This window comes from Cryobacterium sp. TMT4-31 (assembly GCF_004403385.1).
In the GTDB taxonomy this organism is placed as follows: domain Bacteria; phylum Actinomycetota; class Actinomycetes; order Actinomycetales; family Microbacteriaceae; genus Cryobacterium; species Cryobacterium zongtaii.
This window is the reverse complement of record NZ_SOGI01000030.1, coordinates 102,254-127,902: the sequence shown is the minus strand read 5'-3', so window position 1 is coordinate 127,902 and position 25,649 is coordinate 102,254. Positions and strand designations below refer to the sequence as shown.

Genomic DNA, 25,649 nt, shown 5'->3' with positions numbered 1-25,649 from the left:
CCCTCGCCCGCAGACGCTGCGACGTCCTCTATGCCATGCTCCGCGACGGCACCCTCTATCAAGCCGACCACCAGCTCGCCGCTTGACAAGAACATAGGGGCACCCCGGTTTCCGGGCTGACCGGTCCCGTCGCAAGTGCTGGTGCAGACGCGAACGTAGAGGCTTTGATAAATCAACTCGTGGGAGACCTGCAGCTCAGACTGGCCGGAATATTCAACCCCGAGGGCGTGACTGATCTGTTGCGGACTATATCCATGACGCTTATCGGTGTACGCCGGTCAAGGCTGTGACTGCGCAGCGCGCGCTTCTCCGTCCACGTTTCGACGCCCACGAGAATCGCTAGTGAGGCCCGCCGCGCAGCACTACCCGGATGGCGTCACGAATACAATCACCACAGGCCCCACACCGCCATCGGAGGGAAACCACCGATCGCCCGGTTAGCCCTAACCTGCCTGGCCGTACAACTAGTCGATCATCCGGGCGCCCTGCAGACCGCAGGGCGCCCGGGCGACCCACAATCATCGAGAACGAACACCGTTATCAGAACGCACCAAGAGCAACGAAAATATCCGCTTGGCGATTCAACATCTGAACCCGCGGGATTATGAGAGCAGTTCTGCGACGCCTTGTGGTTCCTCTACAGGAGTTTTCGGGCGGCGGTGCCCCGCGACATCCACGCCGCGCCCCGTCACGATTCCTCTGATTGCCTCGAGTGGAAGTTTAGGCACACGGTTAGCGTCGGTGAGGCCATTTGTCTCTTGTAGCGTGTCTGTGAGTTGGGTGTAGCAGAAACCGGCGAGAACCGGGCTCTCTTGTAGTGCAGCGAACAACTCGCTGACGAGGCTGGCGAACTCGTCTGCTGATGATGCAGTGGTATACCCCCAAGCCAGACCCTCGTAGTCTGTGACGAAGCTCACTCCGCCGAACTCAGAAACTATGACAGGCTGTCCCGCGTCCGGTTCGTCGAGGAGACGGATCGTGCGGCCGAGTGGACCCGTTCCGTTGAGCATCTCGGCGACGACACCTCGGTCGGTGTAGTTGGCGGCGACTTCGTCGTGGGTGACCCCGTAGTCGTGCACCGTCCAGATGTCGGAATCGGCGTGTTCCCAGCCGTCGTTGGAAATGACAAGCCTCGTCGGATCGAGTGCTTTGGTCAGGTGGTACAGGGAGCGAGCATAAGCCAATTGTTCCGGCTTGTGCGAGATGTGCTGCACTCCCCAGCTTTCGTTGAGGGGAACCCACACGACGATCGACGGGTGTGAAACATCGCGACGAATGGATTCAATCCATTCCCGGCTGCTTCGCTCGATGGCGGTGGGGGAGAATTCGAAAGCGCTCGCGCTTTCACCCCAGATCATCAGGCCCAGCTTGTCTGCCCAGTACAGGAAGCGTGGATCCTCCACTTTCTCGTGGATGCGCGCGGCGTTGAAGCCGAGGTCTTTGATGAGTTGCACCTCCGCACGCAGCGCGTCGGGGGAGGGCGCCGCTAGATGAGAATCGGGCCAGTAGCCTTGCTCAAGAACGGCGCGGACGTAATAGGGACGATCGTTAAGCATGAAGTGCCCATCGCTCCATCCAACAGACCGGATGCCGAAGTAGGAGCTCACGATGTCGGGACGCTCATCAGGGGCGGCAACGGTGATAGATGCCGTGACCAACCGGGGGTTTTCTGGAGACCAAAGAAGCTTCTCGTAGGCTTGCCCGTTGGTCTGATGGGGGAGCATGATCACGAAAGTCGCCCTCGGGTCCTGCTGGCTGAAGGTGACATTGGCCAAACTGACGCCGTCCATGTGTAGCGCCACTGCCACAGTGACAGGTTCAGCGGGTCGCTCATTCAGTTCCAGCGACAGGGTGACGGATCCGCTGGGTACGTCTGCTGACCAGGCTAGGTATGACACGCGAGTCTTCGGCACCGCCTCCAGCCAGACCGGCTGCCAGATGCCCGTCGTGCGCTTATACCAGATGCCGTGCGGCTCCAGTTCCCAGTCCTGCTTCCCGCGGGGCTGAGCGAGATCTTTCGGGTCGTCCTCCGCTCGGACCACCAGAGTCATACTTCCCGTCGCGCGGGCGACATGAACACTAATGTCGAAACTGAACGGAGTGTGGCCACCCTCGTGGCTACCGAGGTACGCGCCGTCTAACCAGACGTCGGCTCGATAGTCGACCGCACCGAAATGCAACAACATCTGATCACCCTGGATGTCGTATCCGGCAAGCCGCACATCTGCCTCGGTCACCTCCCGGCGATACCACACCACCGGGTGAAATCCGTTGTCTCCGATGCCGGACGCTTGTGACTCCGGCGGAAACGGGATGCGGATCGAACGGTCAAATGGAAGCGCGGACGCTTCCCAGTGCGCGAGTATGCCCTCACGTCCGTCGTCGTGGGCGAATCCCCAAGAGCCGTCCAGTTCACGCCAGCTATTGCGCACCAACTGCGGTCGAGGGTATTCGTTATCAGCATGCAGTGGAGAAGGTGAGAACGAGGCGGCGAAGTTTGTCATACGCACATGGTGCACCAAACACCGCCCTTTTGCAACGTAGCAAAACCGTCTTGACAATGGCTGACTTAAGATCCAGACTGTTGCACATCTTCACTTTGCTACGTGGAAAAGAGAGTCAATGACGACCGCAACATTCCCGCTCCCTCAGGAGCGGCAGTCGAGCACACCCGGGCTCCGACCATCGAGGCGCAGCCGAAATTCCAAGGGCAGCCTTCGCGACGGGCTCTCCTTCATCGCCCCGTTCATGCTCGTCTACGCTCTGTTCCTGCTCTACCCCGTAGTTCAAGCGTTCTTTATGAGCGGCTTCAACTGGGACTTGCTCAGCCCGAATCGGATCTACATCGGCCTGGACAACTACACCCGCATGCTGTGGGGACGTGACATCATTTGGTCCGCCGGCCACGAATGGGTGTCCCGGCTTATCGTGCTTCTAATTGCGGGCGGCTCCGGTTACTTTCTCGCAATGCGCCGTAACGCGCGTTTTAGTGGAGCAGCCGTGGCGGCTGGCGGTCTAATCCTGGTAAGCCTTTTGGGCTTTCATCCGTCGCCCGACGGGGCCTGGAACGACCCGGGGTTCTGGATCGCTCTGAAGAACACGTTGGCGTTCACCATAATCTCCACCCCTCTCCTTATCGGGCTGGGGCTCTTGATGGCCGTCGTCCTGCACAACCAACGCCGAGGCGGCGGTATCTACCGCGCAATATTCTTCCTGCCTTATGTTCTTCCTATCTCCGCTGTCACGTTGATCTGGAGCTATCTACTCAACCCCGATCGCGGACTCATCGCAGGTTTTCTTGGCTGGTTCGGCCTGGACGGAATCGCCTTTCTCTCCGATCCCAACCTGGCCATGCCCGCCATCATCGCCACCACCGTGTGGTGGAGCGTCGGCTTCAACTTGGTGTTGTTTCTCGCTGGGCTGCAAGACATCGAGCCCGCACTCTACGAGGCAGCGTCCCTCGACGGCGCCACCGCTTGGCAGCGGTTCCACCACATCACCGTGCCGGGACTCAATCATGTAATTGTCCTCGTGACAATTACCCAACTCATCGCCTCTTTCCAGATCTTTGGGCAGGTATACATCATGACCAAGGGCGGGCCAGGCACCGCGACAGAGGTTGTCATTCAGCACATCTACGAAGCCGGATTCAAGAACTACGAACTCGGCTACGCGGCAACTGTCTCAGTGTTCCTCTTCGTCGTGATGGCGGCAGTGTCCGCGATCCAGTTCCGCATCTCAGCAAAGGACGCCTGATGGCCACCGTGTTGCCTTCCACCGTCGCACCACTACCCGGTACTGCCTCGCGCAACCCCGGTTCTGGAAGCCGGCGTCGCACGAAAACATCCGGGTCTATCCGCTATCACGCCCTTTTGATCATCGCCGCCTTCACCTGGTTCTTGCCGATCCTGTGGATGATCTCTATGGCGTTGACCCCGAACGATGTTCTCCAGCAGTCCTCCTCCAACCTGTTCCCTGCTGAGTTGACACTGGACAACTTTTTGCAGGTATTTAGCACGGGACAGCTCGGGCGCTGGTTCGTCAACAGCTTCGTGGTCACCATTGTCACCACCATCGTCACCGTCCTTTTCTGCGCTCTGGCCGGCTATGCATTCGCGAAGATTCAGTTTCCCGGCCGCCAGGCAATTTTCATAGCCGTTCTCGCCGGGCTGATGGTCCCCAAAGAGGCAATGTTCGTCCCACTATTTCTGATGTTCTCCGAAGCAGATTTGCAGAACTCGTATCCGGCGCTCATCCTGCCTCGCCTAGCCGCACCTATCGGGGTTTTTCTCATGACCCAGTTCTTTAGCAAAGTGCCTGTCGAAGTCGAAGAAGCCGCCCGCATCGACGGCGCCGGCAGGTGGAGAGTGTTCTTCGAGATCATGCTGCCCTTGGCCCGTCCCGCCATGGCGTCCCTGGCTATTTTCACCTTCGTGCTGACGTGGAACGACTACCTCTGGCCGCTCGTGTCCTCTACCCAGTCCGAATGGTTCACCGTCACCACTGGGTTGGCGTCACTGCAGTCCAACTTCGCCGCCACCACCAACCTTGGCGATCTGATGGCTCGGGGACTTGTCGGCAGCCTGCCCCTCATCGTCGTATTTCTGCTCTTTCAACGACAGCTCATCCGCGGCATCTCTCTCGGCAGCGGCGAAAAGTAGCAGCACCGTTTTCCCACCCCACTTCCCTCACCTAACCCTGCACATCGCATCACCATTCAAAGGAGAAACAATGCGCACACCGAATAGGCGTCTGATCGCCATAACAGTCCCGCTGGTCGCCACAGCACTACTCGTCGCCGGCTGCAGCGGCGGCGGATCCGGTGCCGGATCCGCAGGCGACGCTAAGTCCGTGGCAGACGTCACCGACGCACAGCTGAAAGGAGCAACGATTGAGATGGCCAGATTCTTCGGGGACTGCTCCGACGACATCGGTACCAGCACGGATCTCAGCGCAGCCGTGGGCGAATGCGCCACCATCCAAACGCTGACGAACAAGTTCAACGCTGAGAACGAGTGGGGAATCACCGTTGATCGTCTCGGCGGCGCCGCATGGGACTCGTACTACGACACCCTGAACTCTGCCTTCGCCGGCGGCAACCCACCGGACGTCGCCATCATGCACGGTTCGAGCTTGGTCGACTATGCCAACCGCGGCCTCCTGCTGCCCATCGACGACCTCGTCGACGTCGCCGATATCGACCTCGCTGACGCCGTCCCGGCCGCAAAAACGGCCATCAGCTACGACGGCACGAACTACGCGGTCCCGTTTGACGTGCACGCGGCCTTGGCGCATCTGAACGTCGACCTCTTTACCGCTGCCGGCCTCGTCAACGCCGACGGCACCCCGAAACTCCCCACCTCCACCGAGGAGTTCCTCGCCGACGCGAAGACGCTCGAAGACAAGACGGGGAAGAAATACTTCGCCGTTGCAACATCTGGAGACGCGCTGGGCGTCCACGTCTTCGAAAGCCTCCTCGACCAGCAGGGCTCCGGCGTTCTCAACGAAGACGGAACCCAAGCGAACATCGACACCCCCGAAGCCATCGAATCCCTCGGTTTCATGAACGAGGTTTTCTCCGCCGGATACGCCGAAGAGAACAAGACCTACGACGCTGCGCAGGAATCCTTCCTGAAAGGCGACGCCGCCATGCTGTTCAACGGCACCTGGGTCGTCGATCAGTACAACGGCACCGCGCCGTTCACCTATGAAGCAACCAATTTCCCGACCTTGTACGAAGAACCCGGCGTGTGGGCCGACTCGCACACCTGGACCATTCCCGTCCAAAAGGACGCCGACCCTGTCAAATACCGTGCCGCGCTGGAGTTCATCAGCTTTCTCTACGAGCACGATGCGGACTGGGCACTTGGTACTGGTCACATCTCCGCACGCGAATCAGTTCTGAACAGTGATGCTTACAAAGCAGCACCACAGCGAGCTTCTTACGCCGACACCGGCCTGACGGTAGCCCACCCCGTGCCCCACATTGCCAGCTGGCCCGCCGTGTCCAAGGCACTGATCGGCAGTGTCGAATCGGTCTGGTTCCAAGGCGAAGACGTCGACAAAGCGCTCAAGGACGGCAGCTCCAGTATCGACTCCGTACTGGGCGGAAAATAGAATCACCTAAGGCCGTGTGCGGGCCGAAAACGTTCGGCCCGCATCGGCATCATCTCTCGTCATTGGCGGGCGCGAACAGTGGCCTTATCTCACTCCCCGAAAGGAAGCACTCCACATGAGCGTGAACATGAAGGACGTCGCCGATCTTGCTGGGGTATCACAGAGAACCGTATCTAACGTCGTCAACGACTACGTGCACGTCAAGCCCGCGACCAGACGGCGCGTTCAAGAAGCCATCACCACCCTCAAATACCGCCCGAATATCAACGCTCAAAAGCTACGACAGGGGCGCAGTGGAATTCTCGCGCTCGCTCTGCCCGAAATCGCAGTGCCCTACTTTGCCGACCTCGCCAACTACGTCCAACAGGTCGCTGAGAAACGCGGCGTTACCGTCCTAATCGATCAAACAGGAGGCAACCCAGAGCGGGAATTCCTCGTTCTGGATGGCTACAGATCGAATCTTATCGACGGACTTATCTTTAGCCCCCTCGCAATCACGCCGGAACAGCTCATGGCCCATGACTTGGACTTTCCTGTAGTGCTGTTAGGCGAACGCATCGGTTCGAGCGAATATCTCCACGTGTCGGTGGACAACGTCGCCGCAGCTACCCAAGCTACATCGCACCTTCTCGCACAGGGACGGCGTCGGATCGCAGTTGTCGGCGCTCCCTCAGAGTTCACCGTCGGCCCAGGACCCGCCCGAATGCGCGGCTACGAAATAGCGATGCAAGAGGCAGACGTAACGGTCGATCCTCGGCTGGTGATTCAGACCACGCAGTGGACGCGAGCAGAAGGCTACGCGATAGCTCGACAGTTAGTTGCCGACACGCTTCCCTTCGACGCCGTATTCTGCTTCAACGACCTTCTCGGAGTTGGCGTACTCAAGGGCCTCCTCGACGAAGGAGTCGCCGTCCCCGAAAAAGTCTCCGTCGTGGGCTGGGACGACAACGACGAAACCCTATTCTCCACACCCACACTCTCCACAATCTCTCCCGACAAACGACAGCTTGCACGTGTGGCCGTCGACGGCCTCCTCGGCCTCATCGCCGGCACAAGTGAAATCCCAAACGGTCAATGCGACTACTCGCTAGTGGTTCGAGGAAGCTCCCGCCAATTAGCGACGCTGTAACACGCGACAGCACCACCATCCAAAGCGCGCACAAGCGCGGACCCTCGCCGTTCCACCCGGACCTCCGGCGTTGAGTACATACCGACGCCTGCACGACCCTTACCATCGCGAAAGGACACACCGATGATTGACCTAAATGAATTCGCTCTCCGCAACCTTCCACACTCCGTCCCACGCCCCACATATGACCGATCCGCCCTCCGAGTGGGCATCGTCCACGTTGGTGTGGGGGGGTTCCATCGAGCTCACATGGCAATGACCTTAGATTCGCTCTTCAACAGAGGCCTGGCTACCGACTGGGCTATCTGCGGCATAGGACTACTGGAGTCCGACCGACGCATCAGTCGCGTCTTCAAGGAACAGGACAGTCTCTACACCCTCACAATCAAGCACCCAGACGGCGTTCGGCAGGCCTCTATCGTGGGCAGCATCGTCGACTACCTCTTCGCGCCCGACGACCCGGAAGTGGTCATCGAGAAAATGGCCGACCCGGACGTCCACATCATTTCCCTCACCATCACCGAAGGCGGATACAACTTCGACCGTCTCACCGGCGAATTCGACAGCAACAATCCAGCAGTAGTGGCCGACCTCGTCGACGACTCCACACCCTCCACCGTCTTCGGGTTCGTCACCGAGGCGCTACGCCGCCGCCGCGACCGCGGCATCACGCCCTTCACCGTGCTCTCCTGCGACAATATCCAAGGCAACGGCGACATGGCCGCACGAATGTTCACCGCTTTCGCCGAACTCAAGGATCCAGTTCTGGCCAAATGGATTACGGAGAACGTCACCTTCCCCAATTCCATGGTCGACAGAATCACCCCAGTCACCACCAAGGACGATATCGATCAAGCCGCTCAAGCCACCGGACTATACGACCAGTGGCCGGTGGTCTGCGAGCCTTTCTTCCAGTGGGTTATCGAGGACAACTTCGCCTCCGGACGGCCGGCACTCGAACACGCAGGCGTCCAGTTCGTCGAGAACGTTGAACCCTACGAACTCATGAAGCTTCGGCTTCTCAACGCCAGCCATCAAGGCTTGTGCTACTTCGGCTACTTGGCGGGCTACCGTTACGCACATGAAGCAGTCGGCGACCCCGCCGTCGCCCAATTCCTGCGCCGATACATGGACGAAGAAGCAAGCCCGACTCTAGCGCCGGTGCCCGGCATCGACTTGACTGAGTACAAAAACACTCTGATTGAGCGGTTCCTGAACCCAGAAATTCGTGACACTCTCGCAAGACTCTGCGCAGAGTCCTCGGACAGAATCCCGAAATGGCTGATTCCCGTGATCCGCGCACAGCTGGAATCGGGCGGATCGGTCGAATGCTCCGCTGCGATCGTCGCCAGCTGGGCACGATACGCCGAAGGCATCGACGAAGCCGGCGCACCGATCTTGGTTGTGGACGCCCTCCGCGAGCAACTCATAAGTCTTGCAGTGACACAGTACGACGACCCCCTAGCATTCATTCAAAATCGGTCGCTCTTCGGCGACCTGGCCGAGCACAAACAATTTACCGACCCATATCTAACCGCTCTTGCGAGTCTGCACCAGCATGGTGCTCTCGTTACTGTTCGGCAGCTCTCCGCGCGCCACTAAGCGTCCAAGCCCTGCCTCGGTATAGTTGACTTGTGGTCGGTCAGCCGAGCCGGCTATAGGTCGCAACGACGGAACTGTTTGCCTCGTGAAGTGCTCGTCAGGGAGCGATCTGACGTCGATCGCCGTGAGTAGCCTGACGGCGCTTACATTCCCACTCCGGTTCGCTTCCGCACATGGAATCGGGCCGTGCTGTCAGTCTCTTCGAAAAGTAGACTCCATCAACCGCGTTCGGGCCGGGGCGGCCAATTCGCGGAAAATGCGAATACGCCAGAGAATTGTTGACGTAATCCTCAGTGTCGGCGTCATCGTGGGAGATTGACGACAGCAGCACGGGGGAGGGCTGCAGCGGTGGCGGTGGCCATCGCATCGTCGAAACTTCACGCCCGGGGTAGGTTCAGTACCGATGGGGGAGCGTTCTCCGGCACGCCAAACCCACTCGATGGTGTGACCAGAAACGCACCAAGCACCCCTTAGCCTGACCAGAATCGGCCCGTACTTGTCCGTGCCAGGGCGTACACTAGACCCATGAAATCGGCGGAAATCCGCGGAAGTGCGCCCCAATTGCGGGGGAGTGGCCCAGTCGAGATAGCTATCATTTGTTCTTGGTTCGAGTCCAGGTACCCCAGCAGTAGCAGGCGCAGGTTTCCGCGGCGAAACAGCCCATCGTCCCTCCTCCCAACTAGGCCTAAACGGCCTCTGTGACCGGAAGCGGTCCAATACCCCCCCCCCGGTTGCTGTGGTGACGTGCTGCACCGGCTCATACGGACCCGACCTGAACCAAACGGGCTGCCCACGGCTTCGTGCGCGCACCTTCTGGGTATGGACGCGACAACGCAGATCACCGCGACGTTCCTGACCCAGCTCGAGGTCGCCGAGCTATTCAGGTTGCCCGAGCGAACGCTGAAGGACTGGCGACCGACCCACACGGGCCCGCCCTACCTCAAGGTCGGCCGGCACGTTCGCTACGACGCGGGAGCGACTCGAGGAGCCTGAGTTTTCTCAGAGTCGCGGTTGAGCCTGAGCAGCTCCTCAGTGGCGACGCGGTGCGAACCTTCCGCCGTGCTTAGGCGCAGCCGAATCTCACGAATGATGACCGACAGGCCAGGAAAAGCCGTGGCAGTCAACGAAGAAAGCCGACAGACCGAGCTCGCAGACGAGCTAGTCGCGATTACGAAAGCTCGCAGACTCCACCCGCAACGTTCCCCGTCCCTCCGACTCTTACGACGCGGCGTGACCCACGCCGGTGAGCTCGAGCTGAACCGCTGGCGCTCACCGGCGCTACCCATTGGCGCTGAAACGCGATATTAAGCGGCGCTCAACCGCAATAACTGGTGGCGCTCGAGGGGCCCAATACTCCGGCGGCTCTGCGCACATCTCGCTCACACAGACCAGTTCGTCACATGCTTCTTCGCAGGTACGTATCCGCTCTTGAATCAGAGCGTGAATTAATTCGCTGCGGAGCATGAGGTTCACGGTAACGCCGATGTGCGCCGATATCTCCCCCTTGACCGTTGTGGCGAAGGTTGGATACGAGACGCCGGCTGCGGACGAAAGTTTGTTAGGCGATCCTCTACCAGCCACGGTGGCAGGCGTCGATTGACAGGGTGCCGTCAGCAGCGGATCGATCCGACAGGAATACCAGTGCACGCCCCGTGCGAAGTTGGTTTTCATTTAGAGATTGACGACAACGAAGTAGCGTGGCTGGCTGAAATTCGTTACGCGTTGGGGACCTCGGGCCGCTCGGCAGACGTTCCAGACTTCTGGCGGCTCTGGGAAGTAGGCCATTCAGCCTATTGGCGTCCGACTGATTTGTGGAGCGTCTCACAACCTCAACCAGGAGGCACACCAACCGAGGCGCTTTGATATGCCTCAAGATGAGGGAATGGATCGCGCGTCAAACCACCTGGTCGCCGAGCTTGAGGAGCCATCGGGTACACGCACTCGACGTCTGTTCCGTCGTGCGTTGGCGCTGGTCCGTGCAGCATGGGGTTACGTCGAGGTCGACGCTGACCTTGTCATCCGCCGGCGCGCGAGCGGAGCTGAGGTTCTTCGCACTGCCGCCGACCTCGGCGACCCCCACTTTCTTTTGGAGACCGTGCGCCGCGACCTCGAAACCAAGACCGTCGAGGAGTCCGTGCGCGAATGGCGCGTAATCGACTGAGGTTGAGCCCGCTGGGCGTCGGGCCACACTTCACGAGGTAACTCTCTGTGACGGCCCCATCGACGCAGGTTACGACCTGGGCCGCAGGCTGCGAAGAGCACTAGTTAGCCCGGCCCAGTCTGGCGGCAAGGGATCGGTCAGTGTACGAGCGCTTTGAGGGCGATCAATGCGACACCCATGCCGGCGGTGGCGGCGGCGGTGGCGAGCTTTGCCACGAGGGTGGCGCGACGTTGTCGGGCTGCCCACCATCCCAACACGGCCAGGGTGATCACGGCACCCCACAGCGAGACGTCGACGCCGGCATCCATCGAAAGCCCAAGCGCTGCGGCTGAGGCTAGGCAGACCACCGGGACGATGAGGGCCCACAGTAATCCGGCGGAGCGTTGCAGAGCCTCACGCACCGCTTCCCGCCAGCTCGTTTCCCGATTGCCGACAATCTCGGCGTACACGTGTGCGCCCCAAAAAACCAACACGGTGCCGACAGTGCGGGCGATCAGGACGGGTAGTCCCGGGTTGTAGAGGGAGAACGCAGAAATTAGGCCAGCGGTCAAAACGGTGCCATAAACGGCCTCCGCGTTCAGTGCCCGCGACACCCATGGGTAGCGCCTCAACCGCGAATTCAGGTCGAGTCCCGAAGCTTTCTCCGCAACCACCGTTCTTGTGTTGCAGCCCGCTGAACCGCGAGGTGAGCCTAGTCGAGCCAGATACCCGGCGCGAGTCAAACAAGCAGTTTCTATCCTTCGCTCAGGGAATCCTCGGCTGGCCCAGTTGACGTGAAGCAAGCCTCTCGTGTTGAATATCCATAGAAGGGGAGTAATCCTCGCTCCGCATCGTCAATACGTTCCCTCCGTGGGTTCCGGTGCGCAGGGCCGCAAGGCCGATGAGACCTTCACGATAATTTCGTGGAGGTCTTTGTCATGACTGTCCCTCTGTGGGCGTGGTTCGCTGTCCTGGGTGTGATCCTGCTGATGCTTGCGGTCGACTTGGTCGCCCACCGCAAAGCTCACGTGATCGGTGTGCGGGAAGCCGCCGTGTGGTCGATCGTGTGGGTGTCTCTCGGTGTCGCGTTCGGCGTGCTCGTGTGGACGCTGTGGGGGGCAGAATTCGGGCAGCAGTACTTCGCTGGCTACCTGATCGAGAAATCCCTCGCGGTAGATAACGTTTTTATCTGGGCGATTATCTTCGCCGCTTTCGCGGTTCCGCGCGAGTACCAGCACCGAGTGTTGTTCCTCGGCGTCCTGGGCGCCCTGATTTTCCGCGGGATCTTCATCGTCGCCGGCGCCGCGCTGATCGAGAACTTCTCCTGGATCCTGTACGTATTCGCCGCGTTCCTGATCTACACCGGGTGGCGGATGTTCCGCTCTCGCAACGACCACGTCCACCCCGAGAAATCCCGCATTCTCACGGTGTTTCGCCGGTTCGTGCCGATGACCGACGCTTACCACGGGCAAAAGTTCCTGATCCGCAAGGCAGGAATCGTGGTGGCGACCCCGCTGCTGGCCGTGCTGGTGCTGGTGGAAATCACGGACATCATCTTCGCCGTCGACTCGATCCCGGCTATCTTCGCCGTCACTAGCGAACCGTTCCTGGTCTTCAGCGCGAACGCGTTCGCCATCCTGGGGCTTCGGGCGATGTATTTTTTGCTCGCGGACCTGATCCATCGGTTCATTTACCTCAAGATCGGACTCGCTTTCGTCTTGATCTGGGTGGGCATCAAGATGCTGCTGCTGGATGTCTTCTACATCCCGACCACGATCAGCCTGGCCGTAGTCGTGACCATCATCACGGTGTCCATCGTGGCCAGCCTCCGCGCCACCCGCGGTCAAGGCCGACGCGAAGTGCAGGCCGAGGCCGCTGGGGCGTTCCGGATCGCCACCGACGAGGAACTTGCTGCGGTTGAGCCGGTCTTCGGCCGCCGTGGCCGAGTGCCCGCCGGGGGCGGAAAGGATCGCTTCGATGAGTGACCTGGACCCCTCGGTGGATCTGGACTCTCAACCGCAGACAGTGCGGAGAGGCCGTCGAGGTGTAACGCCGGCGGTGCTTGCGTTGCCCCTGCTCGCGGTAGCCGGCATTCTGGTCGTCGCGTGGACCGTCGGCGTTGACGACACCTGCGGGGGTCCGGTGCCGGGATGCGGCAGTCTGCGCAATTCAGGAGATATTCCGGTCACTGTCCGGGCGGTCATCGATTGCACCACTGAGGCGACCGGGGTGTGGCATCCGGTCGATGACAAGGGCGCCCGGGTGCAGCTGCACGACCGGCCCTGCCCGGAATCGAGCTGATCACGATGACGCACTTTCCCCGCGACTGCCAGCTCCGCGGCCCTGCGTACGAAGCGCCGGTCGGCCGCCTGGTCTTAGATGGGGAGCTGTGGCCTGAAGACCTCCTCAAGCTCACCCGCCACGATGACCTGTGTGTGCACATCGTTCTTCCCCGCGACAGGGACCGCTGGGTGGGACTGTTTGCCGGCGTACGAGTGCTGGCCGAACGGACCGCGCACGTCGGGGTGCACGCGCAGCCAGAACGGGGTGGATTCAGCATCGATCCGGCCGTCCTCTCAGCATCGAGTGAACGCCGACGTCGGGCGATGCTCGCCGAGGTAATTCGGGATGCAGGCACGGCGGGTGTGGAGGTGACGCTATCGCAGGTATACGTCGAGGCCTTTAGCGCCACGCGCGCCACACTTCGGCTCCCGGCTCCCGCCGGAAGGGTCAGCGAATGGGGGGGTACTGTGCGTCGCGTGGTTCCCGCTCACCCCTTTGTTCTCTTCGAAACCCCTGATCCTTTGGTGATGTTTGGGGTATTCGCCCGCTTCGCCAGCCGCCGTATTGTTCAGCCACAGAAAAGGAGCACACATGAACTGCCCTCACGACGGAGCCATGCTGGCAGTCGCTCGCCGAGCCGGCGTTGAGATCGACGTCTGCCCGATCTGCCGGGGGGTGTGGTTGGATCGCGGGGAACTGGACAAAGTCATTGCCCTCGCCGGCGCTCGCAGTCGTCCAGGCCGGCCACCGTCACTACCCCCGCTGCGAGCGACAAGCTCCGCGAGCGAGAATATGGACACCCCGCCTGTCAGCCAATCCAAAGAGACTGCATCCCGGGGCGAGAACTGGCTAGCGGACCTGTTCAAGGACACCCCGCCACCCACCGACCGGAAGACGTTACCGGAAGCACGGCTGACCCGCCGCAACGATCCGCTGGAACTCTGCTCATCTCTGTGGGAATGCACCTGAGCATTATCCGACCGCAACGCCGACCTGACCTCAACAATCCTCGATACTGTCCCCGCGCCACGCAAACTCCGGACAGCGAACCTGGCTTGAGAGCGGGGGACCGGCTCAACGGGCAGGCACATGAATCCGGCACTCGGCTTAAGGCCAAGTCGAGTGGAGTTTTTGAAGGATATGCGGGGAAGCAAGAGTATTGATCGTCGCTAACCCTAGAACGCGGGTACAGGAGAACTGGCGGCCTCAGCCCGCTCCTCACTCGTCGAACCAATAACGGATACGGCGGTGCCAAGATGTCCTCAGGGGCCCTGGCGCCCACGAACGAAGGAGTCGTCCCATGGCCAAAAGGGTCAACACGCCTGACGAGCAGATCGATCGGCTGCGCATCTATAACGTTGTCGCCGGAAGCCTGCATCTGATCCAGGCCATCGGCTTCACGGTGGTTCTCACCATGCTGAGCTCGCAGGTTCTGTTCGCCGTGACCGCCGACTACCTGGCCGGCCCTCCCGGTGTGCCGATCCCGCCGGAACGGGTGACACTCTTCGAGGTGAACATCGGCATCGGCGTCGTCGCGTTCCTCGCGCTCAGCGCCTTCTTCCACTTCCTCATTTCCAGCCCCGGGTTCTTTGCACGCTATAAGCAGGGACTGCTGAACAACCACAACTACTTCCGCTGGGTGGAGTATTCGTTGAGCTCGTCGATCATGATCTGGCTGATCCTACAAATCAACGGCGTCACCGACATCGGCGCGCTGGTCGCGGTGTTCGCCGTCAACGCCGCCATGATCATGTTCGGCGCGCTGCAAGAGAAGTACGAGCAGCCGGGTACGGGGCGGCTGCTGCCGTTCATCCTCGGGTCAATGGTGGGCATCGTGCCCTGGATCCTGGTGTTGATCTACTTCCTTCGTCCGGGCAGTGCCAGTGACGTTGCGGCCCCCGGGTTCGTGGTCGGTATCGTCATCTCCCTGTTCGTGTTTTTCAACACCTTCGCCATCAACCAGTGGCTGCAATACAAGCAGGTGGGCAAGTGGAAGAGCTACCTGCAGGGCGAACGCACCTACATCACCCTGAGCCTGGTCGCGAAAACGGCGCTGGCCTGGCAGGTGTTCTCCGGCGCCATCATCCCGGCGATCGCCAGCTAGGCCGGTCCGGCTCAGCGAATCGACACAATCACTAGCATCGGCGCCCTGGTGGGGGGAGCAGCCTTGGGCCGTCGGAATTCGGAGAGCACTACTGATGATGTGCACGCTTCTACGCACGCGCCCAGGACTGAGATCGCTGCTGTGCAGTCGTGCTTGTCGTCCATGACAGCACTCTGATTGTCACCGCTGCGATTTCCACGCAGTAGAGATCGGCGAGGAAACATGCTGTGACTTTTCCGTCACCAGGCACCGCCAGACACGCGTCGGCGCAATTCTCGCTCACCGCAATTAGCTCGTCGCATGCATTGTCGCAGGTGCGGATCCGCTCCTGTACCAGAGCGCTCGTGACGTCGCCGCAATGCATGGAACACACAGTGTCGCGGGAGCGCGCAACCCCCTCCCTGAGGCTACGCAGTGGGGTTATGGTCTGGCCATAATTACTTCATGAGAGGAAAGCTCATGGGAACCTTGACGTACGACTCGGGCCTCACAATCTATTTCAACGACTGGACACTCGCTCATCTTCAGGTCGCCATCGGGGTCAAGCTCCACCTAAAAGAAAGCTTTCATCTCTCCTGGAAAGATGAGACGGACGGTGACGGAGGGCGGGGCTCGATCTGGATATTCCCCGGCGCCCCACTCTTCTTCAAGTTCGCAGACGGCCGATGGCCTTTCCTCGATTTGGAGTGGGTCGAAGTGTTAGTCAAGTCCGCGAACACGCCCGAAGGAATGACGGTCATCCCAGAACCGCGCCCACTCGTCGCGAATCGACCCGCCCAGGACAGGGCAACAGTGCCCATGAGCGGCTGAGTTCGGTCAGCACATTTGGTTCGACGGGACAAAATCCGCAATGTCGTCGATAGCCATTCCGATCATTGTGCAATCTCGAAGGACTGCCTTCGTCTATTTTGCTTTGGTGTCCAGAGCGTTCCATTGGGACTGTATTTCGATTAGCACTGTCCGAGAGCTGTCCAGTCCTGGATGGCTGGGCTGACGAACGGGACCGCTGAGGTCTATGAGCCAGTGTGGGCCAAGAGCACAGTTCGATAATCCGTATAGGGCCTTTGACAGTTGAGCGCAAGCCCTTTACGGCCGTCGTGATCGCGCTCTATTCTCTGTGTGCATGGTCTCCTCACAACGCGAAGTTGATCTTGCAGACGTCTTTGTGCTCCTCGCCGACTCACTAAGTGCGGGCCGCGACGTCGTCGACACCATGGACATCCTTGTCCAGGCCAGCACCGAATTTACCGCGGCGACAGACGCCGGAATTCTTCTGGCCGACAGCGGTGGAGTTCTTCACATTGTGGCGTCTTCCAACGAGCGTACGAGCGAGGTCGAAGAGGCCCAGCTTGGTCACGATCAAGGCCCGTGTCTGGACTGCTTCGCTTCCGGGGAACCTGTAGAGATTCCTAATCTCTCCGAAGAATCCGGGCGGTGGCCTCAGTTTGTTGCGATTGCCCTCTCGCGAGGATTCGATGCCGTGCATGCCTTCCCATTGCGCCTGCGCGGTCACACTTTCGGGAGCCTTAACCTCTTTAGTTCCACCCGCGAACCGTTCAGCGACCAGGACGCAGCCTTGGCGCTGGCCTTGGCTCAAGTGGCAACGATCAGCCTCGTTCAGCATCAAACCATCCGCAATCAAGGCACGGTGAACGGTCAATTACAGCAAGCGCTGAAGAGCAGGATAGTCATCGAGCAAGCCAAGGGTGTTTTGGCGCAGCGCCACGGGGTGCCCATTGATGCCGCCTTCTCCTTGCTCCGCACCTACGCGCGCACAAGTAGTTCAAAGCTGCACGACATCGCTGATGGTGTCGTGCATCACGGGCTCTCGTTTTAGGTGGAACGATTGAGACGTCCGCTTCAACGCCCTCGCCTGGATTAGAAGTCCAGGGCTGCTTGCCTTCAACTTTCCGGTAGTTCAGCCAGCGGGTGGGTAACGAGGCGCCGGACAGGACCCCAGATTTCAGGCGGTTTGGTCGGTTGGGGTGACGTGGTGTTGGATGACTGTGGTCAGCGGCTGGATAGTCAGTTTGATCAAGGGGCATTCGTGTTCTCGGGTGTAAGAGTCGATGCTGACGGCAAGATTGTGGCGAGTCCACGATGTTCGGGGGCTGTAGGGGTTGCGGTCAATGATCTCTGGCGCTCCCAGATGAGTGGTGAACTCGTTGGTCAGGGCGCCGTACCCGAGCGAGATGGTGGGGCCGGTGGCGGTAGTGTCCGACAGATAGACACTGAGCCCGATCCCGTGCGGGGGACAGGTCGTCCAGGCGCCCCAGATGTCTAGTTCGGTGCAGTGCCAACGCGCAACCCGAACCGTACGTTCAGTGTGCCGGTGAGCGAGCAAAACGTTGCAGCAATGCCTCTCGAGTAGCGCAATTGCGTCGCGTTCCAGTACAGGCCACGTCCCAGAGAGTAGCGAGTCGACCAGGTCGAAAATTCGACGGGGCGTAGCGGCGGTGCTCATCGGGCACCGCAGCGTAAGTTGAAGCGGTTGCGTAGATTCATGAGCACCCCCACACGCGAGTGGGCCCCCTGCTCAACTCGCGCTTTCACATAGCTGACACCCCGGACGGGCCAATGTCAATATTTCGAGCCGGCGTCCTGGAGGCGAGGAGCCACGCCGTGACGTCGTGAATCAAAGTCGAAATCCGGCTGCGTCGATCAGTTCGAATCTTAGGATCTCGTCGGGCGTCGTCGACACGGATTTGCGATACTGGCGCGGCACGAAGACCCAGAGACACCGAACTCTCACCCGGCGCAGCTTGCCGCCAGTATCGACCTACAAGTCAACGGAGCGCGCGTCAGATTCAATTTCCGTACCGCTGATGATGAGCTAGCCGAGGAGGCTCCCTTTCGAGTTGATGAAAACACAGTCAGCGCCAGTCGGCCAACGCCCCTGCCAAGCTTCTGCGTGAACGCGCGAGGAGACCACGGACAGTCGATACCGGAATTTCGAGTTCATCCGCAATGAGGGCGTAACTGCAGTCGGAGAACTCGCGCATCAGCCATGCGCGGCGCTGGTTGGTCGGCAGATTGGCAAGGGCTAGGGCCAATGCCTCATTCTGAAGCAGCGTTTCGACGACTTTGAAAGGCTCGGTATCGAGGATTTCTGTTGTGTCATCGTCATACTCGGCAGCCACCGGGGCGCTCCTACGCATCCGGTCGAGGCATTTATTGCGCACCACACGCATTAACCAGGCCTTCACGTGCGCGCCATCGCTTAAGGTTGGTAGCTTTTCCCAAGCAGTAATGAGGGCCTCCTGCACGATATCGTCAGCATCGGCAGACGACTTCAGGATCCTGACGGCGTAACCACACATCAGATTCCGATAGCGACGCACCAAGACCTCAAAAGCGACCAAATTCCCGCTCGTCGCGACGTCAACCAGGACGCTATCCGGCTCGTCTTCGAGGAGCGACCGGCCGACGTCTGCCAGCAGTATCGAGCTGCTCGATGACTGCGCGGAAGGACCCACCGGTTCGGGCTCATTGTCTCGATCAGCTGAATTCACTCGTTGAGTATACAAACACAACGCGGCCCGCCAAGGGCGTTCTCGCCCAACGTCACGGCGTACCCATGGATCAGGCCTTCCTGATCCTGCGAGCGGCCGCGGCCAGCGCGCACATGAGCCTTCGAGACATGGCAACGAAGTGCGTGACACACCACGTCAGCGACAACGAACAAGCGATGATCAGCTAGGTCCGATCAGCGACCACCCCTTGCTCAGGAAAGAGTTAGGGGTCAATCCGGAGGTTCCACCGTCTCTCCAAACGGCGGCAGATTGATGTCCTCCTCATTTACCTCGACGTCCCCAACATCATCGGGACCGCCTGTTCCCGGCGCCACATTCACTTTGTCGGCAATCTCGGGGTCGAGCGTTGACGGTGCGGCGTCGGTCTGTTTGGCTTGCGTTTCAGTTTCGCTCGCCGGGCTGTAACTGGTGTCCTTGCGGGTCTGGTCGTTGTCGCCCAAGTCAGTGCCGGACATCGCAATTTCCCTCCATGTCGTGGATCAATTCACTCAAGCATGCGTTGTCAGGGGTGCTCCTGACTAGCATTCGACAAAGATGCGTCAGTCGCCGGTAGCAGAGGTCGCACGCGCATGGGCGGCCGTGATCCAGCCCTCTCGGCCGAATACTCCGGTCATATCCTCACCAGCCTCGGACTGTCACTTCACGAAACGGTCTGGCAGCTCAAGTTCTGGTCCGAGACTCACCGCGACGAGGTCTCAGCGCATCAAGCGCAATTTGACCATGCGCGATAGCTGGGCCCAGGCGCTGTCCATGGCGCGCGATCCACGCTGCGTCACCACGCGCTCCGGGTCGCGAAACATGTCAACAGTTGCGTTCCGATCTGACGCGCCGCCTACGAGCGTTTTCGGTGAGGGGTCGATCAGTAGCGGGTACTGCGTAACCGAAAAGACTGCGGCGGGCGGCACACGAGTACTACGCGGGTGTGGACTCTGGTACTGCCTCGTCGCTCTTTTTCGAGACTGGAGTCTGATGTGCAGGTGCGGCTTGGTTCGTAGCGTCGTAGGTGAACGAAAGGCATGTAATGATTCGAGTTCACTCTTTGACCAAGCGCTATGCCGCCCCGCGGACGCGCGGAAGGAAATCCTGCATGCGCCCTCTATCCGGCCGCTCTCAGCAAGGTCAACCAGGTGCACGCTCGCGTCAGACGGTACCTGTCGCTGCCGGGCTGGCGCTGATGCTCGGTTCCGTACTGCTGGTCGGATGCTCGCCAGCGGTGGCCACCCCGGAGCAGCGGTCAACGACCGCCCTCAAGTCGGCATCCGACGAGCTCAGCACTATCGTCGCCGGGTTCGCACCCGAGGGCTGCACCAACGCCTCGCTGCCCGTCACAGTCGAAGAGGAGCGCCTCACGGCGTTTATGCCGGACGAGGCCGATCCGTCGCGGCCCGCCGATCGTACGTTCGCACGCATGATGGTCGAGGGCGCCGGATTCGGTGAGTTCACCGCTGCTTTCGCCAAAGACGTCTGCGGACAGGGGTCCCTTGCCGATGCGAAGACCGTCGTCGAGGGACTGGGTACCCTGCTGTGGCAGGACGCTGTCGCCCGAGCTCAATCGACGGAAGGCGTCACCGGTGACCTGCCGGCGAGCGACGACCGACCGCTGTACTGGACGCGGCTGGAGGCCATGACCGTGCTGCATCAGTGGGGCCCGGACTTCACCCTCTCCACCAAAGAGCGTGCGTTGCTGGTCGATGCCTTCGACCGGGCGGCCCGCGGCATGCGCGACGTCGATCTGCCGTCGGGCGACCAGGTGGCGCGGGTGCTGGTAAGCGGATTCGATCCCTTCACTCTCGACGGTGGCGCCACGGGCAGCGCGGCGGGAACAGCCGGCAATCAGATTCGCTACGGTAATCCGTCCGGGGCGACCGTACTGGCGATTGACGGTACGACGACGACGGCTCCCGATGGCACCACGGTGCGCTACGAGGCGTACACGCTGCCAGTGAACTACCCCGAGTTCGAGCGCGGATATCTGGACGACACCGTAGGTCCACTCATGGAGCCCGGCGACGATCGGTTGGATGCGTCAATCACCATGAGCCAGGCGGCCGGGTCGCGGTTCGCGCTGGAGCAATGGAACGGCCGTTACCACGGCGACGTTGCCGGCAACGACAACTTTGCGCCCTGTCCGCCTGCCGGTTTGACCGGCGCCGCGCAGCTGGCAAAGGACAATCCTGGCTGCAACACCCAGGTGCTGGAGCGTTGGGGTGGCGGCGACACATTGACGGATCCACCACAGTGGACCGCGTCGACGCTACCGATCGAGCAGATGATCGCGGCACGCACGGGTTCGAATGTTCCCCGTCCGCCGGGCGATTCATGGGAAGACGAGTCGGTTGCGTTCGGCGTGCTGTGGAATACGAACTACAGGTATTTCCCCAGATGCGACTCAGGTGAAGAGAAGGAGACTTCCCAGCGCGAGGACACATACCCGCCTGCCCTCGAGCCGACGCCCCCACCCCAGGGCTCCTGCGCGCGCAGCGGCGGAGGTGGCACCTATCTCTCGAATGAGTCGGCCTACCGCAACACGCTGCTGCGCGATCGGGCGGGGCTCGGCATTCCGGCCGGGCACATCCACACCCCCGACATGCAGCACTTCCACACCGAGTTCGCCGCGACGGATGCGACGTTCGAGGCGTGGCGTGACGCCATCGTTGCCCAGGCGCGCGAGCTGATCGCGGTGGTGGGGACACACAGCTGACATCTGCGGGCACGTGCTCCGGAGCCGGCCAGACGACGGAGGGCACTGGGGCGCACGATATCGGCCGCCGGCGCACCCGGCCGGACGCGGTCCGAGGCGACAAATCGTACTCGTCCCGCGCGGATCACGCGGCGGCAGGCCAGTCGGAGACTCGACGCCGCCGCCGACAGGAACCTCCACAAACCATCGGTTATGAGGCATCCCGAATATGAGACACGCTGTCGCTCGGGCTGGCAGAGCGTGAGAACCCTCGTTGCCCTCTCTCAATGCGCTGATTCATGGGTGTCACCAGAGCGGAAAGTCAACGCCGTGTTCGGATTGTGGGCGGGGCCCGAATACGCGACGCTCAGTCTCGGTGATCTGGTGGTCGTTGATGGATGCCTCGCGGCGGCTCATCAGGCCGTTGGGCTCGAACTCCCACAGTTCGTTGCCGTAGCTGCGCCACCACTGGCCGTGATCGTCGTGCCACTCGTACTGGAACCGCACGGCGATGCGGTTGCCGCGGAAGCCCCACAGCCCTTTGCGAAGCGCGTAGTGCTGCTCACGCTGCCACTTTGCGGTGAGGAACTCAATGATGGCCGGGCGCCCGACGACGTGCACGTCCCGGTTTCGCCAGATCGAGTCAGGCGTGTAGGCAAGAGCGACCTTCTCGGGCTCGCGGCTGTTCCAACCGTCTTCGGCTGCCTGAACTTTCTGCAGCGCCGACGGTAAGTCGAAGGGAGGGAACGGGGGTCGGGATTCGGTCATTCCATCTGTCCTTTAAGTCAGTTAGCGCGGGTTGCGCGGATAAGAGTTGACGGCGGTCTGGGTGGCGGGCCCGCGCAGCTGCGCCGCCCGGGCCTGGTCCTGCCCGACCCCGGCTTGCGCCGCACAGCCAGCTCGCCGGCGTGGAAACCCACATCGGCGAGCTGGTGCGTTCGATCGTCGTCATCATCTCCTCGAGGACCGAGGGAGATTTACAGCCCGACTACGGGCCAGTCGTTCTCCACCTTGGCGAGCGTGTTGAAGTAATTGGTGAGGATGTTCAGCGCGAGGTTCGCGACGACCTCACCGATTTCCGTGTCGGTCACGCCAGCGGCGCGGGCTGCGCCGATCGCTTCGTCGCCCACATCACCGGCAGACTCTGCGATCGTGTTGGAGAGTTTGAGCAGCGCGGCAACATGCGGGTCCCTCGACTCGGCGCGGCGTGCGGAGTCGAGCTCGGCAGCATCCACCTTGGCGATATTGCTACCGATATAGGTGTGGGCGGAGAGGCAGTACTCGCAGCCGTTCAGCTGTGCGGTCGAGATCGCGAGGCGCTCACGCACCGCGGCAGGAAGGCTGCCTGATCCCACTGCGGCGGAGAGCGCGAGGTACCCCTTCAGCAAAGCGGGGCTGGTGGCCATGACCTTGGTCATATTCGGCACGAGGCCCAGTCCCTTCTGGACCTGATCGAGCAGCTCTTTGGCGACGCCTGTGGCCGTCTCGGGCTGGATCGGGGCGATGGTGGCGGCGGTGGTGGCGGTCATAGTTTTGTCTCCTCGTTTCTAATGCATGAACACGTGTTCATCCGTGACAAGTTCTACCATGAATGTTCTAACGGATGCAAGCTACTTGTTCCGTGATAGTCTGGTGAGGTGAGAAATGACATGTCAGACCGTAATTGGGTACTCGCTGACGAACCCGCCCCGGTGCGGCTGATGGCGACGAGATGGGCCGACTCGGAGGGTCAGCACGATGACTTCGCGGCCCCGTCGGACCTGGACGCGTGGCTGGATGCAGTCGGCGTTGACGTGCAGGGCGTGGCGGCCACGCAAGAGGAGTTCCTGAGCGCACGGACGTTTCGGGACTCAGTACGCAAGCTGGCAGCCCACGTCACGGGCGACCGCCGTCCGGCTGCCGTATCCGCCGTAGCCAGCGTGGAGGACGCGGCCCGAAACGTGAACGCCGCTGCCAGCCAGCGACCGATTGCCCGGCTGCGACTGCTCGACGCGCGCCTCGTGCTCGCCGCCGAATCGGCGCGGTCGCCAGTCGTCGTCGGCATCGCCGGCGTTGCCGTAGAAGCCCAACAGCTGCTCAGCGCGAATCCGGCCCTATTGCGGGCGTGTCACGCCCCAGGGTGCGTGCTCTACTTCACGAAGACGCACCCGCGGCGGGAATGGTGCTCGGTTGCCTGCGGCAATCGCGCCCGCGCCGCCCGGCACTACCAATCCGTGAGGTCTGCACGTAGCGCGCAAGTGCGTGCCGACCAGTAGTGTCCTGACCTGACTCGAGTCTCTGAACTGTTCGTCGCGCCAGCACAGCACAGAAAATAGACCATGAACTTGTACGTTTGCATCGTCATCAATCCTTTGCGTGAGTGCGTGCCGACCCAGTTGACACTGCTCTGGCCTGGACCTGACAAATAATCGTCAACGGATAGATCGCGACCTCCAGTGCCCCCCGCAAATTTCCACGGGCCGCTAATAGTTGTACTGAGCCGAGAGGTTGGTGACAGTCGGGGTTGAAAGAAGGGAAAACCTCTGGTTCTGGTGGAGACTCGGCATCTACCGGCAGTGCGCCCACCGATGGATCAACCGGCACCGCGCCGAAGGAACAACAGGGCTCCATAATCGGTCGTCACGCCCCCGCAACTGCGCACGCGGTGGGGGCGCACCTGCGCCCATAGCAAGCAACCACCCATGACCAAGGGAACCGCAATCATCTTCGGAGCTGGCCCCCTGCATGGGCTTCGCCCTTGCCCGCACCTTCGCCGCCGCCGGCCACAACATCGCCCTACACGCCCGCAGCGCCGACAGCAGGGTCGACTCCCTGACAACTGAGCTCAGTCGCGCCGACGTGGACGCCCGCGACTACGCTGCTGACGCCAGTGATCCCCGCCAGCTTTGCGCGCGGCGCTGTCGAAGGCCATCGATGAGCTCGGCGCCCCGTCAGCCCTGATCTGCAACGCGGCACTACTGCGCCCCGACGGACGGCGATGACGACGGAGGGGCCAACGCTCTTGCCGTCGACGTGCTCGGCGCCAAAATTGCCGCAGAGACTGTGCTCCTCGCTCCGCGACAACCGTGGCAGCCTGCTGTTCACCGGCGCTCTACAGGCTTACGCCACCGCACTACACGCAGTGGCTCCCCGTCGGCGAACGGAATCCGTCTATGCCCGTCGCTACAACGGCCGCTACATTAGGTGCCGCTCCGGGCCAGTCGGCCAATGAGCGTGGTCATGAACCCACTGGCCGTCTTCGTCAAGCGCCCAGACACCGCTCTCGATCGCGAAGTTCCACCACCAAATTTGCTTGGCAACGGACACGATCGGGAACTCTTCCGGCGATGCGGTGGCGTCGGAAATGAGCACGAGGGCGTTGGGGATGGAATGATCGGTGATATCGATAACCCTGGCGATAGTGCTGAAGCTCAGCGTTAACCAGCGTGATCCTGGATACAGAAAAACATCGCCTTCGTTGCGAATGTCGAGTCTCATCAGGCAACCGGAGGTTGTGTTTCTTCTCGATCTCGCTGAGCTGGTTGGACGTGAGGCCCGGGCGCATCCGTCTGATGTTGCCGGCGCCGCGGTCGCTGCAGAGTTGCGCGAACCGCTGCAGCTCTTGCCCGACCTCAGCGGCAGTCACGAGTTAGCTCCCATTGCACAAAGTCAAAGTAGGCACTCCAACTGCGGACGGGGGGGGAGAGGAATCGCAAGGAAGCCCCGCTCTCCTACTGGCTTGGACGAAACGTGACACGTCGACAAAAAGGAACCGTAGCGGCTGCCCTGTAGTTGATTCTGTGCTCCATTTATGAGCTTGAGACTGGGGAGAGTCAGGGCGGTTGCCCCTCCTCGGACTGTAGCTCTGAACGGGTATTCATCACAATTGAGCCCTGCAACTGGGGCTGGGCATTGAGCTGAACCGTAGTACCAGGCTTCGTTGGAGGGGTTCTCGGCGCTAGGGCGGTAGTCAAGCTTGACCCACCCTGGCGATTGGGTCGGCGCTGCCAGGTCGTGGTCGGTTGCTTCGGGGACGTCGGAACGCCCAGACGCGAAGATGGGCTGCTCCTTGCATGCCTTGT

The 25,649-nt window shown here is 61.1% G+C and carries 23 protein-coding genes and 2 pseudogenes; 18 read left to right on the top strand and 7 right to left on the bottom strand.

Features of this window, described 5'->3' with window-relative positions; all coding sequences use genetic code 11:
* Positions 1-350 precede the first annotated feature (350 nt).
* Positions 351-440: pseudogene (locus E3T19_RS07215) on the top strand (integrase core domain-containing protein); the annotation flags it as partial.
* A gap of 162 nt (positions 441-602) precedes the next feature.
* Here E3T19_RS07215 and E3T19_RS07210 read toward each other — a convergent pair.
* A complete protein-coding gene (locus tag E3T19_RS07210) occupies positions 603-2,504 on the bottom strand; it encodes a glycoside hydrolase family 2 protein (protein ID WP_134408456.1) in 1,902 nt (633 codons plus the stop codon).
* A gap of 118 nt (positions 2,505-2,622) precedes the next feature.
* On the opposite strand from E3T19_RS07210, the gene E3T19_RS07205 reads away from it, so the two are divergent.
* The 7 genes from E3T19_RS07205 to E3T19_RS07175 all read left to right on the top strand — a co-directional run bounded on the left by E3T19_RS07205 (position 2,623) and on the right by E3T19_RS07175 (position 11,009).
* Complete coding sequence (locus E3T19_RS07205) at positions 2,623-3,756, top strand: carbohydrate ABC transporter permease (RefSeq protein ID WP_134408455.1); 1,134 nt, start codon at positions 2,623-2,625, stop codon at positions 3,754-3,756.
* A complete protein-coding gene (locus tag E3T19_RS07200; RefSeq protein WP_134408454.1) occupies positions 3,756-4,661 on the top strand; it encodes a carbohydrate ABC transporter permease in 906 nt (301 codons plus the stop codon). The genes E3T19_RS07205 and E3T19_RS07200 overlap by 1 nt, the downstream gene beginning before the upstream one ends.
* A 190-nt stretch (positions 4,662-4,851) precedes the next feature.
* Positions 4,852-6,117, top strand: a complete 1,266-nt coding sequence (locus tag E3T19_RS07195; RefSeq protein WP_166788820.1) for an extracellular solute-binding protein — start codon at positions 4,852-4,854, stop codon at positions 6,115-6,117.
* Positions 6,118-6,232: 115 nt separating this feature from the next.
* The gene (locus tag E3T19_RS07190; RefSeq protein ID WP_134408452.1) at positions 6,233-7,246 is read left to right on the top strand and encodes a LacI family DNA-binding transcriptional regulator; all 1,014 of its coding nucleotides are present in this window, start codon (positions 6,233-6,235) and stop codon (positions 7,244-7,246) included.
* Between the two features lie 123 nt (positions 7,247-7,369).
* Positions 7,370-8,848: a mannitol dehydrogenase family protein gene (locus tag E3T19_RS07185; RefSeq protein ID WP_134408451.1), complete on the top strand. Its 1,479-nt coding sequence runs from the start codon at positions 7,370-7,372 to the stop codon at positions 8,846-8,848.
* Between the two features lie 819 nt (positions 8,849-9,667).
* Entirely contained in the window at positions 9,668-9,841 is a 174-nt protein-coding gene (locus E3T19_RS07180; RefSeq protein ID WP_134408450.1) for a DNA-binding protein, read from the top strand.
* A gap of 889 nt (positions 9,842-10,730) precedes the next feature.
* On the top strand, positions 10,731-11,009 hold the full coding sequence (locus E3T19_RS07175; RefSeq protein WP_133160366.1) for a hypothetical protein: 279 nt from the start codon (positions 10,731-10,733) through the stop codon (positions 11,007-11,009).
* A gap of 137 nt (positions 11,010-11,146) precedes the next feature.
* Here E3T19_RS07175 and E3T19_RS07170 read toward each other — a convergent pair whose 3' ends face one another.
* Complete coding sequence (locus E3T19_RS07170) at positions 11,147-11,560, bottom strand: hypothetical protein (protein WP_134408449.1); 414 nt, start codon at positions 11,558-11,560, stop codon at positions 11,147-11,149.
* Between the two features lie 366 nt (positions 11,561-11,926).
* Between E3T19_RS07170 and E3T19_RS07165 the strand changes: the two genes are divergently transcribed.
* The 6 genes from E3T19_RS07165 (at position 11,927) to E3T19_RS07140 (ending at position 17,212) form a co-directional block, all read left to right on the top strand.
* Positions 11,927-12,973, top strand: coding sequence for a TerC family protein (locus E3T19_RS07165; protein ID WP_134408448.1), 1,047 nt, complete (start codon positions 11,927-11,929; stop codon positions 12,971-12,973).
* A complete protein-coding gene (locus tag E3T19_RS07160; RefSeq protein WP_134408447.1) occupies positions 12,966-13,289 on the top strand; it encodes a hypothetical protein in 324 nt (107 codons plus the stop codon). Before E3T19_RS07165 ends, E3T19_RS07160 begins: the two co-directional genes overlap by 8 nt.
* 573 nt (positions 13,290-13,862) lie before the next feature.
* Positions 13,863-14,240 (top strand): zf-TFIIB domain-containing protein, encoded by a 378-nt coding sequence (locus E3T19_RS19635; RefSeq protein WP_134408446.1) that lies wholly within the window; start codon positions 13,863-13,865, stop codon positions 14,238-14,240.
* Between the two features lie 331 nt (positions 14,241-14,571).
* Positions 14,572-15,375 carry a heliorhodopsin HeR gene (gene heR / locus E3T19_RS07150; protein ID WP_088456600.1) on the top strand — a complete coding sequence of 268 codons (804 nt, stop codon included), beginning with the start codon at positions 14,572-14,574 and terminating at the stop codon, positions 15,373-15,375.
* A 459-nt stretch (positions 15,376-15,834) separates the two neighbouring features.
* Positions 15,835-16,185 carry an ATP-dependent DNA ligase gene (locus E3T19_RS07145; protein ID WP_088456599.1) on the top strand — a complete coding sequence of 117 codons (351 nt, stop codon included), beginning with the start codon at positions 15,835-15,837 and terminating at the stop codon, positions 16,183-16,185.
* Between the two features lie 313 nt (positions 16,186-16,498).
* The gene (locus tag E3T19_RS07140; protein ID WP_134408445.1) at positions 16,499-17,212 is read left to right on the top strand and encodes a GAF and ANTAR domain-containing protein; all 714 of its coding nucleotides are present in this window, start codon (positions 16,499-16,501) and stop codon (positions 17,210-17,212) included.
* A gap of 1,036 nt (positions 17,213-18,248) precedes the next feature.
* Here E3T19_RS07140 and E3T19_RS07135 read toward each other — a convergent pair.
* Entirely contained in the window at positions 18,249-18,887 is a 639-nt protein-coding gene (locus E3T19_RS07135) for an RNA polymerase sigma factor (protein ID WP_241980064.1), read from the bottom strand.
* Here E3T19_RS07135 and E3T19_RS19630 point away from each other — a divergent pair.
* The gene (locus E3T19_RS19630; protein WP_088456596.1) at positions 18,830-19,075 is read left to right on the top strand and encodes an ANTAR domain-containing protein; all 246 of its coding nucleotides are present in this window, start codon (positions 18,830-18,832) and stop codon (positions 19,073-19,075) included. The two genes, E3T19_RS07135 and E3T19_RS19630, sit on opposite strands and share 58 nt — an antisense overlap.
* 42 nt (positions 19,076-19,117) lie before the next feature.
* On the opposite strand, the gene E3T19_RS07125 is transcribed toward E3T19_RS19630, so the two are convergent.
* Positions 19,118-19,363, bottom strand: coding sequence for a hypothetical protein (locus tag E3T19_RS07125; protein WP_134408443.1), 246 nt, complete (start codon positions 19,361-19,363; stop codon positions 19,118-19,120).
* A gap of 719 nt (positions 19,364-20,082) precedes the next feature.
* Between E3T19_RS07125 and E3T19_RS07120 the strand changes: the two genes are divergently transcribed.
* The gene (locus E3T19_RS07120; protein ID WP_240632208.1) at positions 20,083-21,609 is read left to right on the top strand and encodes a hypothetical protein; all 1,527 of its coding nucleotides are present in this window, start codon (positions 20,083-20,085) and stop codon (positions 21,607-21,609) included.
* Between the two features lie 285 nt (positions 21,610-21,894).
* Here E3T19_RS07120 and E3T19_RS07115 read toward each other — a convergent pair whose 3' ends face one another.
* Positions 21,895-22,356, bottom strand: a complete 462-nt coding sequence (locus E3T19_RS07115) for a nuclear transport factor 2 family protein (protein WP_134408442.1) — start codon at positions 22,354-22,356, stop codon at positions 21,895-21,897.
* Positions 22,357-22,565: 209 nt separating this feature from the next.
* Positions 22,566-23,117 (bottom strand): carboxymuconolactone decarboxylase family protein, encoded by a 552-nt coding sequence (locus tag E3T19_RS07110; protein WP_088456592.1) that lies wholly within the window; start codon positions 23,115-23,117, stop codon positions 22,566-22,568.
* Between the two features lie 120 nt (positions 23,118-23,237).
* Between E3T19_RS07110 and E3T19_RS07105 the strand changes: the two genes are divergently transcribed.
* Positions 23,238-23,843, top strand: a complete 606-nt coding sequence (locus E3T19_RS07105; protein ID WP_198415068.1) for a CGNR zinc finger domain-containing protein — start codon at positions 23,238-23,240, stop codon at positions 23,841-23,843.
* Between the two features lie 283 nt (positions 23,844-24,126).
* A pseudogene (locus tag E3T19_RS07100) lies at positions 24,127-24,219 on the top strand (leucine zipper domain-containing protein); the annotation flags it as partial.
* Between the two features lie 543 nt (positions 24,220-24,762).
* On the opposite strand, the gene E3T19_RS07095 reads toward E3T19_RS07100, so the two are convergent.
* Complete coding sequence (locus E3T19_RS07095) at positions 24,763-25,065, bottom strand: hypothetical protein (protein ID WP_134408441.1); 303 nt, start codon at positions 25,063-25,065, stop codon at positions 24,763-24,765.
* Between the last annotated feature and the right edge of the window lie 584 nt (positions 25,066-25,649).

Coding starts and splice junctions, on each gene's coding strand:
- E3T19_RS19635 (WP_134408446.1), top strand. CDS start 13,863: ATGAACTGCCCTCACGACGGAGCCATGCTGGCAGTCGCTCGCCGAGCC.
- E3T19_RS07095 (WP_134408441.1), bottom strand. CDS start 25,065: ATGAGACTCGACATTCGCAACGAAGGCGATGTTTTTCTGTATCCAGGA.
- E3T19_RS07110 (WP_088456592.1), bottom strand. CDS start 23,117: ATGACCGCCACCACCGCCGCCACCATCGCCCCGATCCAGCCCGAGACG.
- E3T19_RS07145 (WP_088456599.1), top strand. CDS start 15,835: ATGGGAACCTTGACGTACGACTCGGGCCTCACAATCTATTTCAACGAC.
- E3T19_RS07200 (WP_134408454.1), top strand. CDS start 3,756: ATGGCCACCGTGTTGCCTTCCACCGTCGCACCACTACCCGGTACTGCC.
- E3T19_RS07105 (WP_198415068.1), top strand. CDS start 23,238: ATGTCAGACCGTAATTGGGTACTCGCTGACGAACCCGCCCCGGTGCGG.
- E3T19_RS19630 (WP_088456596.1), top strand. CDS start 18,830: ATGACTGCGCGGAAGGACCCACCGGTTCGGGCTCATTGTCTCGATCAG.
- E3T19_RS07180 (WP_134408450.1), top strand. CDS start 9,668: ATGGACGCGACAACGCAGATCACCGCGACGTTCCTGACCCAGCTCGAG.
- E3T19_RS07115 (WP_134408442.1), bottom strand. CDS start 22,356: ATGACCGAATCCCGACCCCCGTTCCCTCCCTTCGACTTACCGTCGGCG.
- E3T19_RS07140 (WP_134408445.1), top strand. CDS start 16,499: ATGGTCTCCTCACAACGCGAAGTTGATCTTGCAGACGTCTTTGTGCTC.
- E3T19_RS07165 (WP_134408448.1), top strand. CDS start 11,927: ATGACTGTCCCTCTGTGGGCGTGGTTCGCTGTCCTGGGTGTGATCCTG.
- E3T19_RS07190 (WP_134408452.1), top strand. CDS start 6,233: ATGAGCGTGAACATGAAGGACGTCGCCGATCTTGCTGGGGTATCACAG.
- E3T19_RS07205 (WP_134408455.1), top strand. CDS start 2,623: ATGACGACCGCAACATTCCCGCTCCCTCAGGAGCGGCAGTCGAGCACA.
- E3T19_RS07160 (WP_134408447.1), top strand. CDS start 12,966: ATGAGTGACCTGGACCCCTCGGTGGATCTGGACTCTCAACCGCAGACA.
- E3T19_RS07185 (WP_134408451.1), top strand. CDS start 7,370: ATGATTGACCTAAATGAATTCGCTCTCCGCAACCTTCCACACTCCGTC.
- E3T19_RS07210 (WP_134408456.1), bottom strand. CDS start 2,504: ATGACAAACTTCGCCGCCTCGTTCTCACCTTCTCCACTGCATGCTGAT.
- E3T19_RS07125 (WP_134408443.1), bottom strand. CDS start 19,363: ATGTCCGGCACTGACTTGGGCGACAACGACCAGACCCGCAAGGACACC.
- E3T19_RS07120 (WP_240632208.1), top strand. CDS start 20,083: ATGCTCGGTTCCGTACTGCTGGTCGGATGCTCGCCAGCGGTGGCCACC.
- heR (WP_088456600.1), top strand. CDS start 14,572: ATGGCCAAAAGGGTCAACACGCCTGACGAGCAGATCGATCGGCTGCGC.
- E3T19_RS07175 (WP_133160366.1), top strand. CDS start 10,731: ATGGATCGCGCGTCAAACCACCTGGTCGCCGAGCTTGAGGAGCCATCG.